Below are 18,716 nucleotides of genomic sequence, written 5' to 3'. Positions count from 1 at the left end.
CGGGGACTCGGCCCGGAGGCCTCGTCCCATGCGTATTCGGATAAGTACAGCACGGATCCCGGGCTTCGGAGAAGCCACCGTTTCCGTTGCTAAGAACCTATGGGGATTCGCTGGGCATGTGCAAACTATTTTTCCGACGAGTTTCTACGCGTCGTCAGAAGCTTCACCCTCAGGCTCCCGACCTGCGCAGATGGCCAGCACGTCGGCCCCGTACCGCTCGAGCTTGCGGCCGCCCACGCCGGAGATCATCGAGAGCTCTCCGGCCTCCGAGGGCGTGGCCTCCGCGATCGCCATCAGCGTCTTGTCCGTGAAGACGCAGTAGGCGGGCATGCCCTGCTCCTTCGCCTGGACGGCGCGCCAGTCGCGGAGCCGCTCGTAGAGCCCTTCGTCCATGTCCGACGGGCAGTCCTCACAGCGCATCAGCTTCAGCTCGCCGGCCTCGGTCAGCGTCTTGCCGCAGACGCGGCACAGGACCGGGCCGCGACGGCCGCGCTTGCGGGCGCCCAGGGTCTCGGCCGCGCCGGCCGCCTTGGTTCCCGGGGCCACGGAGCCCGGCCGCAGGCCGTTCAGGAAGCGGCTGGGGCGCCGGGACCCCCGGCCGCCCGGAGCCCGGGAGAGGGCCCAGGAGAGCGTCAAGTGGTGCCGGGCCCGGGTGACGCCGACATAGAGCAGCCTGCGCTCCTCCTCGACCTGCTCGTCGGTCTTGGCATAGGTGATCGGCATCATGCCGTCGGTCAGGCCGGCGAGGAACACCGCGTCCCACTCCAGGCCCTTCGCCGCGTGCAGCGAGGCGAGGGTGACGCCCTGGACGGTCGGGGCGTGCTGGGCGGCCTTGCGCTCGTCCAGCTCGGCGGTCAGGTCGGCCAGGGTGGCGGCCGGGCGGCCGCGCGCGAAGTCCTCGGCGAGGCGGACCAGCGCGGCCAGCGATTCCCACTGGTCGCGCACGGCGCCGGAGCCGGCGGGCGGCTCGCTGGTCCAGCCGGTGGAGCTGAGCACGGCCCGGACCTGGGAGCCGAGCTCCACGACGTCGTCGAGCAGCGGGTCGTTGCCGCCGGAGCGGGCGGCTCCGCGCAGCGCGAGGATCGCCTTCTGCACCTCGCCCCGCTCGAAGAAGCGCTCGGCTCCGCGCAGCTGGTACGGGACCGAGGCGTCGGCGAGGGCCTGCTCGTAGACCTCGGACTGGGCGTTGATGCGGTAGAGCACGGCGATCTCGCCCGCCGGGACGCCCGCGGCGATGAGGTCCCGGATCCGGCGGGCGACGCCCTCGGCCTCGGCGGGCTCGTCGGGGTACTCGGCGTAGACCGGATCGGGACCGGGCTCGCGCTGGGAGACCAGTTCCAGGCGGTGCTCGGCGGCCCGGCCCTTGGCCTGGTTCAGCAGGCCGTTGGCGAGGTGGACCACCTGGGGGGTGGAGCGGTAGTCGCGGACCAGCTTGACCACGGTGGCCTGCGGGTACTTGGTGCGGAAGTTCAGCAGGTGGTCGGGGGTGGCGCCGGTGAAGGAGTAGATCGTCTGGCTGGCGTCGCCGACGACGCAGAGGCTGTCGCGCTCGCCGAGCCAGAGGTCCAGCAGCCGCTGCTGGAGCGGGCTGACGTCCTGGTACTCGTCGACGACGAAGTGCTGGTACTGGGTGCGGATCTGCTCGGCGATGTCGTGGCGGTCTTGCAGGATGCCGACGGTGAGGAGCAGCACGTCCTCGAAGTCGATCATGCCGCGGTCGCGCTTGAGCTGCTCGTACGTGCTGTAGATCTGGGCGGTCTCGGCCAGGTCCCGGGGTGCCTCGCGGCCGGCTTTGAGGGCTGCCGCGGGGTAGTCGGCGGGCACCGTCTGGGTGACCTTGGCCCACTCGATCTCCCCGGTGACGTCGCGCAGCTCGCCCCGGTCGAGGCGGATGCGGCAGCGCGCGCCCGCCTCCGCGACGAACTGGATCTTGCGCTCCAGTAGCCGGGGCACGTCGCCGCCGACCGCCTTGGGCCAGAAGAACTGGAGCTGGCGCAGGGCGGCGGAGTGGAAGGTACGCGCCTGCACCCCGCCGGCGCCGAGCTCGCGCAGGCGGCCCCGCATCTCGCCGGCGGCGCGGTTGGTGAAGGTGACGGCCAGCACGCTCGCCGGCATCAGCTGCCCGGAGCGGACCCCGTAGGCGATGCGGTGGGTGATCGCCCGGGTCTTGCCGGTACCGGCGCCCGCCAGCACGCACACCGGCCCGCGCAGGGTCGTCGCGACCTCGCGCTGCTCCGGGTCCAGGCCCAGGAGCACCGCGTCGGCCGAGTCGGCGCCGGCCGTGAAGGATGAGGAGTGCGTTGCTGCTGTCACCCTGCCATGCTGCCAGGTCCGGTGAGGAGGGCGGGAAATCCGTCCACAGGCCGGGGGCTTTCGTCCTACCGGCATACCGTCACACCGCGAGACGGCGCGGTGGTGCTCCACGGACCCGTGCCGGAGCCGGAGTACCGGGCGGGAATGGCCGCGCGGTCCCGTACGTTCGACTACTCGGACCAACGAGCACCCACGAATGGAGAGCGCAGCATGCAGGACACGGGCACGGTCACGATGTACAGCACGACCTGGTGCGGCTACTGCCGCCGGCTGAAGAGCCAGCTGGACCGCGAGGGCATCGCCTACACCGAGATCAACATCGAGCTCGACCCGGAGTCCGCGGCGTTCGTGGAGAAGGCGAACGGCGGCAACCAGACGGTTCCCACCGTGCTCGTGAAGTCCGCCGTCGGCAGCGAGTCGGTCATGACGAACCCGTCGCTGGCCCAGGTCAAGCAGGCCCTCGCCGTCTGACCCGCGCCCGGCCGGCGTCACGCCGCCCCGCACGTCGGACACGTAACGCGCGTCGGACACGTCACATGTCACGCGCGTCACACACGTCACGCGCGACACGGGCGTCATGCACGTCGCGCGCACGGAAAGGCCCCCGCCTCGGCGGGGGCCTTCTGCTCGTCCGGACTACGCCTTCGGCTTCGGCAGCGGTTCGCCGTACCAGAGCTCGACGAGCCGGGCCGCGATGGAGATGCCGGCCGGCGCGAGCACCTCGCCCGACTCGATCGCCGCGCGCAGGTCCTCGCGGGAGAACCAGCGGGCCTCCTGGATCTCCTCGCCGTCGACGGTGATCTCCGAGGTGGTGGCGCGGGCCGTGAAGCCCAGCATCAGGCTGTACGGGAACGGCCAGGGCTGGCTGGCGACGTAATCGACCTCGCCGACCCGGACGCCCGCCTCCTCCCACACCTCGCGGATCACGGACTGCTCGATCGACTCGCCCGGCTCCACGAAGCCGGCCAGCGTCGAGAAGCGCCCCTCCGGCCAGTGCACCTGCCGGCCCAGCAGCGCCCGGTCCTGCTCGTCGGTGACCAGCATGATCACGGCCGGGTCGGTGCGCGGGTAGTGCTCGGCACCGCAGCCCGGGCAGCGGCGGATGTGCCCGGCCGCCGCGACCACCGTGCGCTCGCCGCAGCGGGAGCAGAAGCGGTGCATGCGCTGCCAGTTCTCCAGCGCCACCGCGTGCACCACCAGCCCGGCGTCCCGCGGGGAGAGCAGCATCCCGGCCTCGCGCAGGCCGGCCGGGCGGGCCGACTGGTCCATGCGGCCGGGCAGCGAGTCCTTCTGGAGGGCGAAGTACCGTACGCCGTCCTCGTCGGTGCCCAGGAAGTACCGGTGGGTCTCGGTGACCGGGGCCTCGAAGGCCGGGGTCGTCACGATGGCGGTGCCGCCGTCGGGGGTGTCGTCGATCAGGACCTGGCCGCCGGAGACGACGAAGACGCGGGTGCTCGGGTGGCTCCAGGCGGCGGCGAGCCACGCCTCGTCGAGGCGGTGGTGCGCGGCGCGGTCGATGCCGCTGGGCGCGGCGAGCGAGATCGGGCGCTCTGACTCGGTATGGGTGCTCACAGGTACTTCCAACTCCCCCGGTGGTGGGACACAGGCAGGCTCAGCAGGACGGTGTGCGGCGGGCGGTGACGACTGCGGCGGGCGGCTCGGGCGGGCTGAGGTGGGGCTCAAGCGGCTCCGGCCGGCTTCCAGTGGGCGGCGAGGTCGCCCCAGAGGTACGCCGTCGTCTCGACGCCCTTGGCGAGCAGGTCGAGCTCCACCTTCTCGTTGGGCGAGTGCCAGCCGTCGGAGGGTACGGAGATCCCGAGGAAGAGGACGGGGGCGTCCAGCACGTCCTGGAGGTCCGCCGCCGGCCCCGAACCGCCTTCGCGGGTGAAACGGATCTTCTCGCCGAAGGCCCGGCCCATGGCACGGACGACCGACTGCAGCGCCGGGTGGTCCAGGGGGGTCAGGCACGGCCGGGTGGGGGCGCCGAAGGTGATGGAGTGCCGGATCCCGGCCGGGACGCGCTCCGCGACCCAGTCCTTGACGGCGGCCTCGACCACGTACGGGTCCTGGCCGGAGACCAGGCGGAAGGACAGCTTCAGATGCGCGGAGGCGGGCACGATGGTCTTGCCGCCGGGACCCTGGTAACCGCCGCCGATGCCGTTGACCTCGGCGGTCGGTCGGGCCCAGACGCGCTCCAGCGTGGAGTAGCCCGCCTCGCCCGAGGCCGCGTACGACTTGGCCGTACGGAGCCACTCGCCCTCGTCGAAGGGGAGCTCGGCGATCAGCTCGCGCTCGGCGTCCGTCAGCTCGGCGATGTTGTCGTAGAAGCCGGGGATCGTGACCCGCTCGTCCGCGTCGTGCAGGGCCGCGACGAGGCGGGCCGCGACGGTGGCGGGGTTGGGCACGGCGCCGCCGAAGGCGCCCGAGTGGATGTCCTGGTCGGGCCCGTGCAGGTCGATCTCGCAGTCGGCCACGCCGCGCATGCCGGTGCAGACGGTGGGGGTGGTCTCGGACCACATGCCGGTGTCGGAGACGATCACGATGTCGGCGGCGAGGCGCCGCGCTTCGCGTTCGACCAAGTCGCGGAAGTGCGGGGAGCCCGACTCCTCCTCGCCCTCGATGATCATCTTGAGGTTGACGGCGGGGGCGGACGCGCCGGTCGCGGCGAGGTGCGCGCGCACGCCGAGGGTGTGGAAGAACACCTGGCCCTTGTCGTCGGCGGCGCCCCGCCCGTACATCCGCCCGTCCTTGACGACCGGCTCGAACGGGTCGGTGTGCCAGCCGTCGGCGAGGGCGGCGGGCTGCACGTCGTGGTGCCCGTACACCAGGACGGTGGGGGCGGCGGGGTCCCCGCTCGGCCAGTGCGCGAAGACGGCGGGCGCGCCGGGGGCCCCGGCGGTCCCGGTCGGCCAGACCTCGACGACCGGGAAACCGGTCTCCCCCAGCTTCGCCGCCAGCCAGTCGGCGCTGCGCCGTACGTCCTGCGCGTGCTCGGGCTGGGCCGAGACGGAGGGGATGCGCAGCCAGTCGGCGAGGTCCTCGAGGAAGGCGCCGCGGTGCGTGTCTATGTACGTGCGGACGACGTTGTCCGCCGGGGTGTCGCTCATGGACACGAGCCTAACCTTCTGTTCCTTGGTCGCTTTCCGGGTCCCGTTCGCCTTGGAGGATCCGCTCAAGGCGGGCGCGGCCGGGCAGGTCGCGGGGGCGGACGACACGGCCGCTGCGGACGTGCAGGAAGGCCGCGGTGACCTCGGCGAGAGGGGTGTTCGTGGCCTCCGCCCAGGCCAGGCGGTAGACGGCGAGCTGGAGGGGGTCCGCCTCGGCGGTCCGGCCGGTCTTCCAGTCGACGATCTCGTACGTGCCGTCGGGGCCCTGGTACACGGCGTCGATCCGGCCGCGGATCACGCGGCCGGCGAGGGTCAGCTGGACCGGGACCTCCATGCGGTACGGGGTGCGGTCGGCGTACTCGCTCCGCTCGAAGGCCGCCTTGAGGGAGTCCAGGTCGGCCTCGTCGGCGATGTCCTGGCCGGAGCCGGCGCCGGGCAGCTCGGTTCCGGGGTCGAGGACGTCGAGGAGCGGGAGGGGGAGCTCGTCGAAGCGGGACTCCACCCAGGCGTGGAAGCGGGTGCCCTGGCGCGCCGCGGGCTGCGGGGGCTTGGGCATGGGACGGGCGAGGTCGCGTGCGAAGCCCTGCTCGTCGGCGGCGAGGCGCAGCAGCTGGCTGGCGGAGAGCGCGGCGGGCAGCTCGACGTCGCGGACGGCCGCCCTGGCCCGGCGGAGTTCGCCCTCCAGGGCGTCGAGGTCGCGGTCCCAGGAGGCGACGGCGCGGGCGTCCTCGGGGGTGAGGCCGTCGGGCGCGGGGCGCGGCCCGGCCGCGGCCGGGGACCGGTCCGCGTCTTCGGGCCACAGGTCGTCGTCGCCTGGCCCGGCACGGCGGGGCCCGGCCTCGGCCCGGCCCCCGGACCGGACTTCGGTCCGATCTATGGCCCGGTCCCCGGCGCCGTCCTCCGGCCAGAGGTCGTCGAAGCCGGGCTCGTCCGTCTCCGGGTACGCGCCGGCTGCCTCCGGCCAGAGGTCCTCCGGGGAGGGGGGCGGCTCTTCCTCGTAGGCGGGGTCCTCGCAGTCGGGGGGCCAGAGGTAGGCGTCCTGCGGGGCCGGGGGCGGGGGCGGCGGGGAGGAGGCGGTGGTCAGGTGCGCGGTGGTCAGGTGGGACTCGACCAGGGCCGCGGCCGCGCGGCGCAGGGCGAGGGACTCGGGGTCCAGCGGAAGGGGCCAGGAGTGGTCCGGCGTGGACTCGGTGGCCAGGGCCGGGTTCTCGGCGTCGGGCTCGGGGGCGCCGGCCCAGGCCTCGATCTCGCCGTGGCCCGCCACGCAGTGCTCGTACAGCGCGGAGAGGAAGGCGGACGGGCCGCGCGGCTTCTTCTGCGTCGGGCCCCACCAGTGGCCCGAGGCCAGGAGGAGCGAGCGGGGCCGGGTGAAGGTGACGTAGCCCAGGCGCAGCTCCTCGACGGCCTTGTGGGCCTTCAGGGCCGACTTGAACGCGCGAAGGCCCTGCGAGGTCCATTCCGGGGCGGGCGGGAGGGTCGGCGCGTCGCCGCGCAGGGCGTACGGCAGGACCTTGGCGTACGAGGTCCAGGCCTCCGGCGCCTTCTCCTTCGGGAAGGACCCGGCGCACAGGTCGGGGACCACCACCACGTCCCACTCCAGGCCCTTGGACTTGTGGGCGGTGAGCACTTTGACCGTGTTCTCCCCGCCGGGCAGCGCGTGGTCCAGGCCCTTCTCGTACTGGGCGGCCGTGCGCAGGAAGGCGAGGAAGGCCAGGAGGGACGCCTCGCCGTCGAGGGAGGCGAAGCCGGCCGCCACGTCCATGAAGCTCGACAGGGTCTCCCGGCGGCGGGCTGCCAGCGCGTGCGGGGACGCCGCCAGCTCCACGTCGAGGCCGGTCGCCGACAGCACCCGGTGCAGTACGTCCATCAGGGGGTCCGCGAGTGAACGCCGCAGGTCGCGCAGCTCCTGCGCCAGGTGTGCGAACCGGACCCGGGCGGCGGCCGAGAAGGGCAGCTCGTCGGGCGCGGAGCCGTGGTGGGAGCCGGAGCCCGAGCCGTCGAGGAACGTTTCGAGCGCGTCCGCCAGCGAGACGATCTCCGCCGGGTCGACGCCCTCCACCGCCGCCGCCAGGCGGTCGTCGTCGCCGTCGCCGCCGGCCGGCGCGCGGGCGGCCAGCGTGCGCGCCCGGCGGCCCAGCAGCGCCAGGTCCCGCGCGCCGATCCGCCAGCGCGGCCCGATGAGCAGCCGCACCAGGGAGGCGTTGGCGCCGGGGTCCTGCAGGACCTCGCAGACGGCGACGAGGTCCGCGACCTCCGGGAGGTGCAGGAGACCGGCGAGCCCGACCACCTCGACGGGGACGTCGCGCTCGACGAGCACGGCCTGGATGCGCGCGAAGTCGCCGGCCGAGCGGCACAGGACGGCGATCTCGCGCGGCTCCGTTCCCGTGCGGACCAGATGGGCGACGGAGTCCCCGAGCCAGTCCAGTTCCTGCGCGTGCGTCTCCAGCAGAGCGCAGCGCACCGTGCCGTCGTACTCGGCGCCCGGCCCGGGACGCAGGGCCTCGACGCCCTCGTGCATGGCGCGGAGCGGGGCGGCGAGCTCGTTGGCCAGTTCGAGGAGGCGGCCGCCGCTGCGCCGGTTCTCGCTGAGGGAGAAGCGCGTGGCGGGGCTCCCGTCTGCGTGCGGGAAGTGCTCGGGGAAGTCGTCCAGGTTGGCCACGGAGGCGCCCCGCCAGCCGTAGATGGCCTGGCAGGGGTCGCCGACGGCGGTCACCGCGTGCCCGGTGCCCGCGCCGAACAGCCCGGACAGCAGCAGCCGCTGCGCGACGGAGGTGTCCTGGTACTCGTCGAGCAGCACCACGCGGAACTCCTCGCGCAGCAGCGCTCCCACCTCGGGCCGGGTGGTGGCGAGCTGCGCGGAGAGGGCTATCTGGTCACTGAAGTCGAGGAGGTCGCGCGAGCGTTTGGCGGCGCGGTAGCGCTCGGTCAGCTCCAGCAGTTCGAGGCGGCCGCGCACGGCCTCGGGGACCTTGCGCAGGTCGTCGTTGCTCAGTTTGGTGTCGGCGAGGACGGACAGGAGCTCCGTGTCGTAGGCGCGCAGCCGCTCCGGCGGTACGAGGTGCTCGGAGAGCTCGCCGTCGAGCGCGAGCAGGTCGCTGACCAGGTCGGGAAAAGATTTGGTGAGCGCCGGATAGGGGCCGGGGGCCTCGCGGAGCACCCGGGCCGCGAGCTGGAAGCGGGTGGCGTCGGCGAGCAGCCGGGCGCTGGGCTCCAGCCCGATGCGCAGGCCGTGGTCCTTGAGGAGCTGTCCGGCGAAGGCGTGGTAAGTGGAGATGCGCGGCTCGCCGCCCGCCGAGTCGGCCTCGGCCGGGGAGGGGTCCGGATCGCTGATGCCGGCCCGCGCGAGGGCCCCGCGCACGCGCTCGGCGAGCTCGCCCGCGGCTTTGTTGGTGAAGGTCAGGCCCAGGACCTGCTCGGGGGCGACCGCGCCGGTGCCGACCAGCCACACGACGCGGGCGGCCATGACGGTGGTCTTGCCGGAGCCGGCGCCGGCCACGATGACCTGCGGGGCGGCCGGGGCGGTGACGCAGGCCATCTGTTCGGGCGTGAAGGGGATCCCCAGGAGCTCCTTGAGCTGCTCGGGATCGGTGAGTACCGGTGGGACGGGCGGACGCGCGGACACGTAAAAAGGCTAGCCGCCCCCACCGACAGTCCCCGCCGCCCCGGACATCGCTTCCGGATCGTGCCCGAGCCGCGGCTACTCCACGGTCTGGCGTCCCTCCGGCCGGGCGCTGCACGCGCCCCGGAAGGAGCAGTGGTCGCAGTGCTTGCCCGTGGCGGGCGCGAAGCGCTCCTCGAGGACCCGGCCGGCGGCGGTGGCGAGCAGGTCGCCGACCCATTCGCCGGAGGCACCGCCTTCCAGCGCCTGCTGCGCCTGGATCTTGGGGACCGTGTCGCCGCCCTCGCGCTGGGCGGCGCCCTGGCGCAGCTGCACGAGCTCGGCGCCGCCCGGTTCGGGGCGCAGTCCCTCGAAGACCTCGTCGACCGCGCCCTCGCGCACGGCGAGCTGGTAGACGGCGAGCTGCGGGTGGCGGGCCACCTCGTCCTTCGTCGGCGCGGACTTGCCGGTCTTGAAGTCGACGACGTACGCGCGCCCCTGCGGGTCCGCCTCGACCCGGTCCATGGAGCCCCGGACCCGGACGGCGTACTCGCCCGCTTCGAGGGTGACGTCGAAGTCGTGCTCCGTGGCCACGGCAGCCCGGCCGCCGCGGTCGGTGGCGTGCCAGCGCAGGAAGCGCTCCAGGGCGGCTCGGGCGTTGTCCTTCTCCTGCCTGGACTTCCAGGGGGCGTCGAAGGCGAGCGAGTCCCAGACGGTGTCGAGGCGTTCCATCAGGACGGCGAGGTCGGCGGGGGTGCGGCCGGAGGCGACCTCGTCGGCGAGGACGTGGACGACGTTGCCGAAGCCCTGGGCGGCGGTGGAGGGGGCATCGGCCTTGACCTCGCGGCCCAGGAACCACTGGAGGGAGCAGGTGTTGGCGAGCTGGTCGAGGGCGGAGCCGGACAGGGCGACGGGGCGGTCCCGGTCGCGGAGCGGAACGCTGCTGCGGGTGGGCTCGTACAGGCCCCACCAGCGCTGCGGGTGCGCGGCGGGGACGAGCGGACGGTCCTCGTCGTCGGTGAGCACGGCGAGGCGGGCCAGGCGCCGGGCGGCGGCCTCGCGCAGCGCGGGCGAGGCGGCCGGGTCCACGGTCGTGGCGCGGAGCTCGGCGACGAGCGCGGGGACGGCGAGGGGACGGCGGGGGCGGCCGGTGACGTCCTTGACCGGTACGCCGAGCTCGGTGAGGAAGCGGGATGGCTGGTCGCCGTCGTCGGCCGGGGCCTTGACGGCGGTGACGACGAGGCGGTCGCGGGCGCGGGTGGCGGCGACGTAGAAGAGACGGCGTTCCTCGGCGAGGAGGGCGCCGGGAGTGAGGGGCTCGGCGAGGCCGTCGCGGCCGATGCGGTCGGCTTCGAGGAGCGAGCCGCGGCGGCGCAGGTCCGGCCAGAGCCCTTCCTGCACTCCGGCGACGACGACGAGGGACCACTCCAGGCCCTTGGAGCGGTGCGCGGTCATGAGGCGGACGGCTTCGCGGCGGACGGCGCGCGGGGTGAGGGTGTCGCCGGCGATGTCCTCTGCTTCGAGCTGTTCGAGGAAGTTGAGCGCGCCCGCCCCGCCGGTGCGCTCCTCCGCGCGGGCGGCGGTGTCGAACAGCGCGCAGACGGCGTCGAGGTCGCGGTCGGCGTTGCGGCCGGCGGGACCGCCCCGGCGGGCGCCGCGCTCCAGGCGCTGCGGCCAGGGGGTGCCGTCCCAGAGGGTCCACAGGACCTCCTCGGCGGTGCCGCCGCCCGCGAGGAGTTCGCGGGCCTTGCGCAGCAGCAGGCCGAGGCGCTGCGCGCCGCGGGCGTAGGCCGGGTCGTGCGCGACGAGCCGCTCGGGCTCGGCGAGGGCGCGGGCGAGCAGTACGTCGGACGGCGCGGGCGTCTTGATCCCGGCCGCCCGCTCCTCGTCGCGCAGCGCGCGGCCGAGGCGGCGCAGATCGGCGGAGTCCATCCCGCCGAGCGGCGAGGCGAGCAGCACGAGCGCGGCCTCGACCCCGATCCACCCGGCGTCCTGGCGCCCGCCGACCTCGTCCGACGGGGCCGGAGAGGCCGCCTCGCCGGGTGCGGCCGCCTCGGCGGGTGCGGCCGCCGGCCCGGCGGCACCGGTCTCGACCGCGGCCGCCTCGTCCGGAGAGGCCGCCTCGGCGGGTGCGCCTGCCTCGGCGGGTGCGGCCGCCGGCCCGGCGGCACCGGTCTCGACCGCGGCGGGGGCGGAGGCTTCCCGCCCGTCCGTTCCCGGGGCCGCGTCGGCGCCCGGTTCCATGGCCGTGCCCGCGCCCGGAGCCGCCTGCGCGCCCGCCAGGGCGAGGGTGCGCAGGGCCGTCAGGAGGGGGGACACCGCGGGTTCGTGGCGCAGCGGGATGTCCGTGCCGTCCGTCTCGGCCGGGACGCCCGCCGCGATCAGGGCGCGGCGCATCTGCGGCAGGGTGCGTCCGCCGGCGCGGACCAGGACGGCCATGTCCTGCCACGGCACGCCCTCCTCGAGGTGTGCCCGGCGCAGGACGTCGGCGATGTTGTCGAGTTCCGCGCCGGCCGTCGGGTAGGTGAACACCTCGACCCGGCCGCCCTCGCGGGTCGGGGCGAGCGCGCGGTGGGCCCGGACGGCCGCCGAGGGCAGGCGCGGCATCGGCATGCGCGCGGTCAGCTGCCGGGTGGCGGCCAGGAGCACGGACGAGGAGCGGCGCGAGACGGTCAGGGCCCGGACGGCCGCGCCCTGGAAGGAGGTCTCGAAGTCCAGGATGTTGTTGATGTCCGCGCCGCGGAAGGCGTAGATCGACTGGTCCGGGTCGCCGAAGGCGGTCAGCCGGCCCGCCGGCCCGGCCAGCGCGCGCAGCAGGCGCAGCTGCGAGGCGTCCGTGTCCTGGTACTCGTCGACGTAGATCGCGTCGTACATGGACGACACCGCCGGCGTGCGCTCCGCCAGCAGCACCGCCCGGTGGAGGAGTTCGGCGTAGTCCAGGGTGCCCTGGAGGTCCAGGACGTCCAGGTACTCGGCGAGGAAGGCCGCGGCCGCCTTCCAGTCGGGCCGGCCGAGGCGGGAGGCGAAGTCGGAGAGGGCCGAGGGTCCGAGTCCCAGTTCGCGCGCACGGGCCAGCACGGCGCGGACCTCGTCGGCGAAACCGCGCGTGGTCAGCGCGGCCCGCAGGTCGTCCGGCCAGCGGATGGAGCGGATCCGGCGCTGGCCCTCCAGCAGGGTGCGGACCATGACGTCCTGCTCCGGACCGGACAGCAGCCGCAGCGGGTCCGCGAACAGATCGGTGTCCTGGTGGGCGCGGACCAGTCCGTAGCAGAAGGAGTGGAAGGTGGTGGCCTGCGGGGCGCGTGCGCCCCCGAGCCGCAGGGCGGTACGGTCGCGCAGTTCCACCGCGGCTTTGCGGCTGAAGGTGAGGATCAGGACGCGGGCGGGATCGGCGCCGGCCTCGACGCGGGCCGCGACCGTTTCGACCAGCGTGGTCGTCTTTCCGGTGCCGGGTCCGGCCAGGACCAGCAGCGGGCCGCCGGTGTGCTCAACCACCGCGCGCTGTGCTGCGTCCAGCACCAGGGGATCCACCCGCTGCGGCCCGGTACGCACGAGGCGGTACGCGTCCGGGGTCCGCGTACGCCGCCGCCCGGTGCGGGGGCCGTCGGAGGAAGAGGTGTTCACGTGGGGTGCCGGTCCTGGTGGGTCTGCCGTCGCAGCGGTCGCTGCCGTGGTGAGGGCGAGGGCCGAAGCCGAAGCCGAAGAGGCAACGCTACGGCAACCCGTGCGGCCCGTGCAGTCTCCTCCGCGGCCCGTGCGGTTCTCTGCGCGCCCGCGTCCCGACGGCGGCCGGAGGCGCCGTCCCGGCTGCCATCCGGTCCCAGGCATCCCTCGTACGGGGCTTCGTACGTCCCTTCGGCCGCCCGTTCGGGCCGCCCATGGCCGAAGCTGTCACATGTGACCTTCGTCCCGTCCGGCCGTCCCGTCCCAGCGCGCCCGCCGCATGTCCAGCCGCGGTTCTCCGCCGCCGGTCAGGCGCAGCGGGGTGGACTCGGCGCGGTAGTGCTCCAGCGCGCGCGGCTCGCTGCCGGGCAGCGGGCGGCCGTCGGCCCGCACCACGCGCCACCAGGGCGCGGCTCCCCCGTACAGCGCCATGACGCGGCCGACCTGGCGGGGTCCCCCCTCGCCGAGCCACTCCGCGACGTCGCCGTACGTCATCACCCGGCCGGGCGGAATCCCCTCGGCCGCCTCCAGCACCCGCTCCGCGTAAGCCGGCAGCTCTTCGCTCATTCGGCCCATGGTGCCGCACTGGAACGACGAGGGTGTGGAAGCTCGAGTTCCGCACCGGCTCGCACCCTGCTGCCCCGGGCCGCCGCCAGTCCGTGCCACCATCTTCCGGGCGGTGACGCGTGATACGTGATCAAGAAGAGACGGTAGTGACGGGAAGGGAGCAGGGTGTGAGCCCTCCGGACGGAGACTCCAGAGGCGCCGGCGACTCCAGGGGGGCCGCGGACGCCAAGGACTCCGCGGACGCCAAGGGCTCCACGGACGAGGGCTCAACGGACAAGGACTCCACCCACCGGGGCTCCACGGACGAGGTCTCCGGCGGCTCCACGGACAAGGACTCCACGGAGCAGGTCTCCACGGACAAGGACTCCATCGGCTCCGCGGACGCCGGGGTACCGCACGCCCACACCCCGGCGGCCGTCGACCAGGTAGAGGTGGACGAGCCGCTTCTGGCCGCCCGCGTGCACCGCCCCTCCGACCTCGTACGGCTCCTCGTCGGCATCTTGGGCATCGCCCTGGTCCTCGCCATCGCCGCCTTCGCCCAGCGGACCACGGCGGGCCTGGAGCAGGACATCAGCAACGGCACCGGCCAGGCGCCGGACGTGCTGATCAAGGTCGCCGGGCTCGTGTCCAGCATCGCCGTGCTCCTCGTGCCGGTGGCCTTCGCCATCGAGCGGCTGATCAAACGCGACGGGCTGCGCATCGCCGACGGCGTGCTCGCCGCCGTCCTCGCCCACGGCGTCACCCTCGCCACCGACCTGTGGGTCTCCGCGGCGGCCTCCGAGACCATCCAGGACGCCTTGACCCGTCCCACCGGAGCCGGCGGCGCCCTCACCGATCCGGTGCACGGCTACCTCGCGCCCGTGATCGCGTACATGACGGCCGTCGGGATGACACGGCGGCCGCGCTGGCGCGTCGCCCTGTGGGTGGTCCTGCTGCTGGACGCCTTCGCGATGCTCGTCAGCGGCTACACCACGCCCTTCTCGATCATCCTGACCGTGCTGATCGGCTGGAGCGTCGCGTACGGAACCCTGTACGCGGTCGGCTCGCCGAACGTCCGGCCCACCGGGCAGACCCTCCTCGCCGGACTGCGCCGGGTCGGCTTCCAGCCGGTCAGCGCGATGCGCGCCGAGTCCCCGGAGGGGCCCGACAGCACGGAGGTCAGCGACCGCGGCCGGCGCTACCACGTCACCTTGGAGGACGGCCCGCCGCTCGACGTCACCGTCGTGGACCGGGAGCAGCAGGCCCACGGCTTCTACTACCGGGTCTGGCGCCGCCTCACGCTGCGCGGCATCACCACCCGGCGCAGCCTGCAGTCGCTGCGCCAAGCCCTGGAGCAGGAGGCGCTGCTCGCGTACGCGGCCATCGCCGCCGGAGCCAACGCCCCCAAGCTCATCGCCACCTCCGAGCTGGGTCCGGACGCCGTGATGCTCGTCTACGAGCACCTGGGCGGCCGGAGCCTGGACCAGCTGGCCGACGAGGAGATCACCGACGGCCTGAGCCGCAACGCGTGGCAGCAGGTGCGCGCCCTGCAGTCGCGGCGGATCGCGCACCGGCGGCTGACCGGGGACGCGCTCGTGGTGGATCGTTCCGGCAGCATCACGCTGACCGACCTGCGGGGCGGCGAGATCGCGGCCGGCGACCTCGTGCTCCGCATGGACATCGCCCAGCTGCTCACCACCCTCGGCCTGCGGGTCGGCGCCGAGCGGTCGGTCGCCTCCGCGGTGTCGGTGCTCGGTCCGGACGCGGTGGCGGACTGCCTGCCGCTGCTCCAGCCGATCGCGCTGAGCCGCTCCACGCGGGCGACGCTGCGCAGGCTCGCGCGCGAGCGGGCGGACCGGGAACGGGAAGCGGTACTGGAGTCCTCGCGGGCGTCGAAGGCGGCCCGGGAGGCGGACTCCGCCTCGCCGACGGCGCGCTCGGCCGCCGACCGCAAGGCGGAGAAGAAGGCGCTGGACGACGCGCTCGACGGGGCCCTCGAGGAGGACCTGCTCAGCCAGATCCGCCAGCAGGTGCTGCTGATCCGCCCGCAGGCGCCGGTGGAGCCGGCGCGGCTGGAGCGGATCCGGCCGCGGACGCTGGTGTCGTTCATCGCGGGCGCCTTCGGCGCGTACTTCCTGCTGACGCAGCTCGCGCACGTGAACTTCGCGACGATCGTCTCCGAGGCGCGCTGGGGCTGGGTCGGGGCGGCGCTGGCCTTCTCGGCGCTCACCTACTTCGCGGCGGCGATGAGCCTGCTGGGCTTCGTTCCCGAGCGGGTGTCGTTCCTGCGGACGGTACTGGCGCAGGTCGCCGGATCCTTCGTCAAGCTCGTGGCGCCGGCGGCGGTGGGCGGTGTCGCGCTGAACACCCGCTTCCTGCAGCGGGCGGGCATCCGGCCGGGGCTGGCGGTGGCCAGTGTCGGCGCCTCCCAGCTCTTCGGACTGGCCAGCCACATCCTGCTGCTGCTGTCCTTCGGCTATCTGACGGGGACGGAGAAGACCCCGGAGATGACCCCGTCCAGGACGGTCATCGCGGGTCTGCTCACGGTCGCGGTGCTGGTGCTGGTCGTGACGGCGGTGCCGTTCCTGCGCAAGTTCGTCGCGACCCGGGTGCGGGCCCTGTTCGCGGGAGTGGTCCCGCGCATGCTGGACGTGCTCCAGCGTCCGCAGAAACTCACGACGGGCATCGGCGGGATGCTGCTGCTGACCGGCTGCTTCGTCATGTGCCTGGACGCCTCGATCCGCGCGTTCGGCGGGGGCGAGGACATCAGCTACGCGAGCATCGCCGTCGTCTTCCTGGCGGGCAACGCGCTGGGCTCGGCGGCGCCGACGCCGGGCGGCATCGGCGCGGTGGAGACGACCCTGACGCTGGGGCTGATCGCGGCGGGGCTGGAGAACCAGGTGGCGATCTCGGCGGTACTGCTGTTCCGGCTGATGACGTTCTGGCTGCCGGTGCTGCCGGGGTGGATCTCCTTCAACTTCCTGACGCGCAAAGAGGCGATCTGAGAGGGCCGCTCCGCGAGGGGCTCCGCGGGCGCCTTTCCGGCGGCTCCGCGCGCTCCGAAAACCGGGGACTTCGCCGGCGCCCCCTGCCTAGGGTGGCCGGATGAACGATATGAAGATCATCTCGGACCGGAGCGCGTGGCAGGTCGGCTTCGAGGAGCGGGTACTGGCCGGGTACCGGGCCGCCGGGTGCTCGGAGCCGCTGGCCCGGGCCCTGCTGGCACAGGAGACCCAGGGGATCGACGGCTGGACGCTCGCCACGGACGGCACCGGCTGGATCGCGGTCGCGGTGACGCGGGACAACGGGGCGACGGTGGGCAGGATCCACGACCTGACGGTGCCGGCGGGCCGCGAGTGGGCCGAGCAGTGGTGCGCCGAGCGGGGCGCGCGGCGGGTGGAGGTCCGGGTCACCGGCGGAGCGGGGGAGTTCGCCGACTACCCCGTACGGCAACAGATCCGGATGCGTGCGGCGGCCGAGCGGCCCGAGCTGCCGGCGGGTCTGACCGTCCGGCGGCTGACCGAGGCGGAGTACCCCGGCTGGTACGCCGGCGAGGAGGCCGGATACATCGCGGACATCGTCCGGGCAGGTGCCCTTACCCCGGAGCAGGCCAAGGCGAAGTCCGACGAGGACTTCGCGCGCTACCTGCCGCAGGGCTACCTGACACCGGGGCACGCCTTCTACGCCATGGAGGCCGGCGGGCAGGTGGTCGCCGCCGGCTGGGTCAACCACGGGTTCCTGCCGGGCGTGACCTTCGGGTTCTCGCTGGAGGTGTACGAGGAGCACCGCGGCAAGGGCTACGGCCGGGCGGCGATGGCCGTGGGCGAGTGGGCCGCCCGGCAGGGCGGTGACGAGGCGATGATGTTCAACGTCTTCGGCGGCAACGACGTCGCGATGGGCCTGTACGACAGCACGGGTTTCGTCGTGCTGAACGAGCTCCGCTCGATCGACCTCTGAACCGTCCGGCCGGGTGCTCTGGCCGCTCTGGGTGCTCCGGCCGCTCTGGCCGAAAGCATGAGGTGCCGACCCACAAGGGACCCATATGTTACATAAGGGGGAATATCGGCCACGGGCCAGCCAGGAGAGCACAATGCGTTCAGTGATCGTCATCGGTGGAGGGATCAGCGGTCTGGCCGCCGCGTGGCAGTTGCGCGGCCAGGCGGACGTGACCCTGTTGGAGAGCCACGCCAAGCTCGGCGGGAAGCTCCGTACCGGCACCATCGCCGGGATCACCGTCGACGAGGGCGCGGATTGCCTCACGGCCCTGCGCCCGGAGGCCGTCGAGCTGGCCACCGCCGTCGGACTGGGCGGCGACCTGTGCGACCCGGCGAAGGCGCCCACCACCCTCTGGACCAACGACGCCCTGCGCGCGCTGCCGGCGGCCCACGTGATGGGCGTCCCCACCGACCCCTCCTCACTGGTCGGCACCGGCCTGCTCTCCCCCGAAGGCATCGAGCGCTTCGCCGCCGAGGAGACGCTCCCGGCCACCCCGCTCACCGAGGACTGCTCGGTCAGCGCGTACCTGGCCGCCCGCTTCGGCCAGGAGGCCGTGGACCGCCTCGTCGAACCCCTGCTGGGCGCAGTCCACGCCGGCCTCGCCGACCGGCTCTCGCTGCGCGCGGCCATGCCCCGGATCGCGGCCCTCGCCGAACAGGGCACCCCGCTCCTGCCGGCTCTGCGCCGGATGCGCGCGGCGGGCGACCGGAGCCCGGCGGCCGTCCCCGTCCGGGGCGTCGCCGGCGGCGTCGGCCGCTTCCCGGCGGCGGTCGCGCAAGCCTGCGGCGCCCTCATCCTCACCGGTACGACGGCCCGCTCGCTCCAGCGCACCGCCGGCGACCGCTGGCGCGTCCAGGCGATGACCGGCGACGGCCCGCTGACGATGGAGGCGGACGCGGTCGTCCTCGCCCTGCCCGCCTTCGCGGCGGCGGAACTGCTGCGCCCCCACTCCCCCCTCGCCGAGGCCGAACTCTCCTCGATCGCGCACGCGTCGACGGCCGTGATCACCATGGCCTTCTCCCGCGCCCAGGCCCCGGTCCTCCCCGAGGGCAACGGCTTCCTGGTCCCCGCGGTCGACGGCCGCACCCTGAAGGCCGCGTCCTTCCTCTCCAACAAGTGGTCCTGGCTCGGCGACGCGGCCCCCGAGACCTTCGTGCTGCGCGCCTGCGTCGGCCGGGTCGGCGAGGACGAGCCGCTCGGCCGCCCCGACCGCCACCTGGTCCGCTCGGCCATCGCCGAACTGCACCACGCGGTGGGTCCGATGGGCGAACCCCTGGCCACCCGCGTCACCCGCTGGGACCGCGGCCTGCCCCAGTACGACGTCGGTCACCGCGACCGCGTCGCCCGCATCCACGAGGCCGCCGGCAAGTTGCCGGGCATCGCCCTGTGCGGCGCGGCCTACGAGGGCGTCGGCGTGGCCGCCTGCGTCGCGACGGGCCGCGCGGCGGCCGGTCGGGTACTGGCCCGGGCGTAGCGGGGGCAGTGACCCGGAT

At 74.1% G+C, this 18,716-nt stretch carries 10 protein-coding genes; 4 read left to right on the top strand and 6 right to left on the bottom strand.

Features of this window, described 5'->3' with window-relative positions:
- Positions 1–144 precede the first annotated feature (144 nt).
- Positions 145–2,388, bottom strand: a complete 2,244-nt coding sequence (locus tag ACFWBY_RS31615) for an ATP-dependent DNA helicase UvrD2 (RefSeq protein ID WP_385335580.1) — start codon at positions 2,386–2,388, stop codon at positions 145–147.
- Positions 2,389–2,523: 135 nt separating this feature from the next.
- Between ACFWBY_RS31615 and ACFWBY_RS31610 the strand changes: the two genes are divergently transcribed.
- Entirely contained in the window at positions 2,524–2,784 is a 261-nt protein-coding gene (locus ACFWBY_RS31610; RefSeq protein WP_385335578.1) for a mycoredoxin, read from the top strand.
- Between the two features lie 165 nt (positions 2,785–2,949).
- Here ACFWBY_RS31610 and nudC read toward each other — a convergent pair whose 3' ends face one another.
- The 5 genes from nudC to ACFWBY_RS31585 form a co-directional block, all read right to left on the bottom strand.
- Positions 2,950–3,885 carry an NAD(+) diphosphatase gene (gene nudC / locus ACFWBY_RS31605; protein WP_385335576.1) on the bottom strand — a complete coding sequence of 312 codons (936 nt, stop codon included), beginning with the start codon at positions 3,883–3,885 and terminating at the stop codon, positions 2,950–2,952.
- Positions 3,886–3,992: 107 nt separating this feature from the next.
- Positions 3,993–5,420, bottom strand: a complete 1,428-nt coding sequence (locus ACFWBY_RS31600; RefSeq protein WP_385335575.1) for a dipeptidase — start codon at positions 5,418–5,420, stop codon at positions 3,993–3,995.
- A 10-nt stretch (positions 5,421–5,430) separates the two neighbouring features.
- A complete protein-coding gene (locus tag ACFWBY_RS31595; protein WP_385335573.1) occupies positions 5,431–9,042 on the bottom strand; it encodes a UvrD-helicase domain-containing protein in 3,612 nt (1,203 codons plus the stop codon).
- A 75-nt stretch (positions 9,043–9,117) separates the two neighbouring features.
- Positions 9,118–12,642 carry an ATP-dependent helicase gene (locus tag ACFWBY_RS31590; RefSeq protein WP_385335571.1) on the bottom strand — a complete coding sequence of 1,175 codons (3,525 nt, stop codon included), beginning with the start codon at positions 12,640–12,642 and terminating at the stop codon, positions 9,118–9,120.
- A gap of 267 nt (positions 12,643–12,909) precedes the next feature.
- On the bottom strand, positions 12,910–13,257 hold the full coding sequence (locus tag ACFWBY_RS31585) for an MGMT family protein (RefSeq protein ID WP_385335569.1): 348 nt from the start codon (positions 13,255–13,257) through the stop codon (positions 12,910–12,912).
- 158 nt (positions 13,258–13,415) lie between these two features.
- On the opposite strand from ACFWBY_RS31585, the gene ACFWBY_RS31580 reads away from it, so the two are divergent.
- The 3 genes from ACFWBY_RS31580 (at position 13,416) to hemG (ending at position 18,697) form a co-directional block, all read left to right on the top strand.
- The gene (locus ACFWBY_RS31580; RefSeq protein ID WP_385335567.1) at positions 13,416–16,232 is read left to right on the top strand and encodes a YbhN family protein; all 2,817 of its coding nucleotides are present in this window, start codon (positions 13,416–13,418) and stop codon (positions 16,230–16,232) included.
- A gap of 100 nt (positions 16,233–16,332) precedes the next feature.
- Entirely contained in the window at positions 16,333–17,184 is an 852-nt protein-coding gene (locus ACFWBY_RS31575; protein WP_385335565.1) for a GNAT family N-acetyltransferase, read from the top strand.
- Between the two features lie 133 nt (positions 17,185–17,317).
- Positions 17,318–18,697, top strand: a complete 1,380-nt coding sequence (gene hemG, locus ACFWBY_RS31570; protein WP_385335563.1) for a protoporphyrinogen oxidase — start codon at positions 17,318–17,320, stop codon at positions 18,695–18,697.
- Positions 18,698–18,716: the final 19 nt, after the last annotated feature.

It is taken from the genome of Streptomyces sp. NPDC060049, assembly GCF_042736715.1.
In the GTDB taxonomy this organism is placed as follows: domain Bacteria; phylum Actinomycetota; class Actinomycetes; order Streptomycetales; family Streptomycetaceae; genus Streptomyces.
This window is presented reverse-complemented; position numbering and strand designations above follow the sequence as displayed.

What these genes read in the sequence shown, in the direction of transcription:
- ACFWBY_RS31615 (WP_385335580.1), bottom strand. Translation starts at nt 2,388, where the DNA reads ATGCCGGTAGGACGAAAGCCCCCGGCCTGTGGACGGATTTCCCGCCCT.
- hemG (WP_385335563.1), top strand. Translation starts at nt 17,318, where the DNA reads ATGCGTTCAGTGATCGTCATCGGTGGAGGGATCAGCGGTCTGGCCGCC.
- ACFWBY_RS31610 (WP_385335578.1), top strand. Translation starts at nt 2,524, where the DNA reads ATGCAGGACACGGGCACGGTCACGATGTACAGCACGACCTGGTGCGGC.
- ACFWBY_RS31575 (WP_385335565.1), top strand. Translation starts at nt 16,333, where the DNA reads ATGAACGATATGAAGATCATCTCGGACCGGAGCGCGTGGCAGGTCGGC.
- ACFWBY_RS31585 (WP_385335569.1), bottom strand. Translation starts at nt 13,257, where the DNA reads ATGGGCCGAATGAGCGAAGAGCTGCCGGCTTACGCGGAGCGGGTGCTG.
- ACFWBY_RS31600 (WP_385335575.1), bottom strand. Translation starts at nt 5,420, where the DNA reads ATGAGCGACACCCCGGCGGACAACGTCGTCCGCACGTACATAGACACG.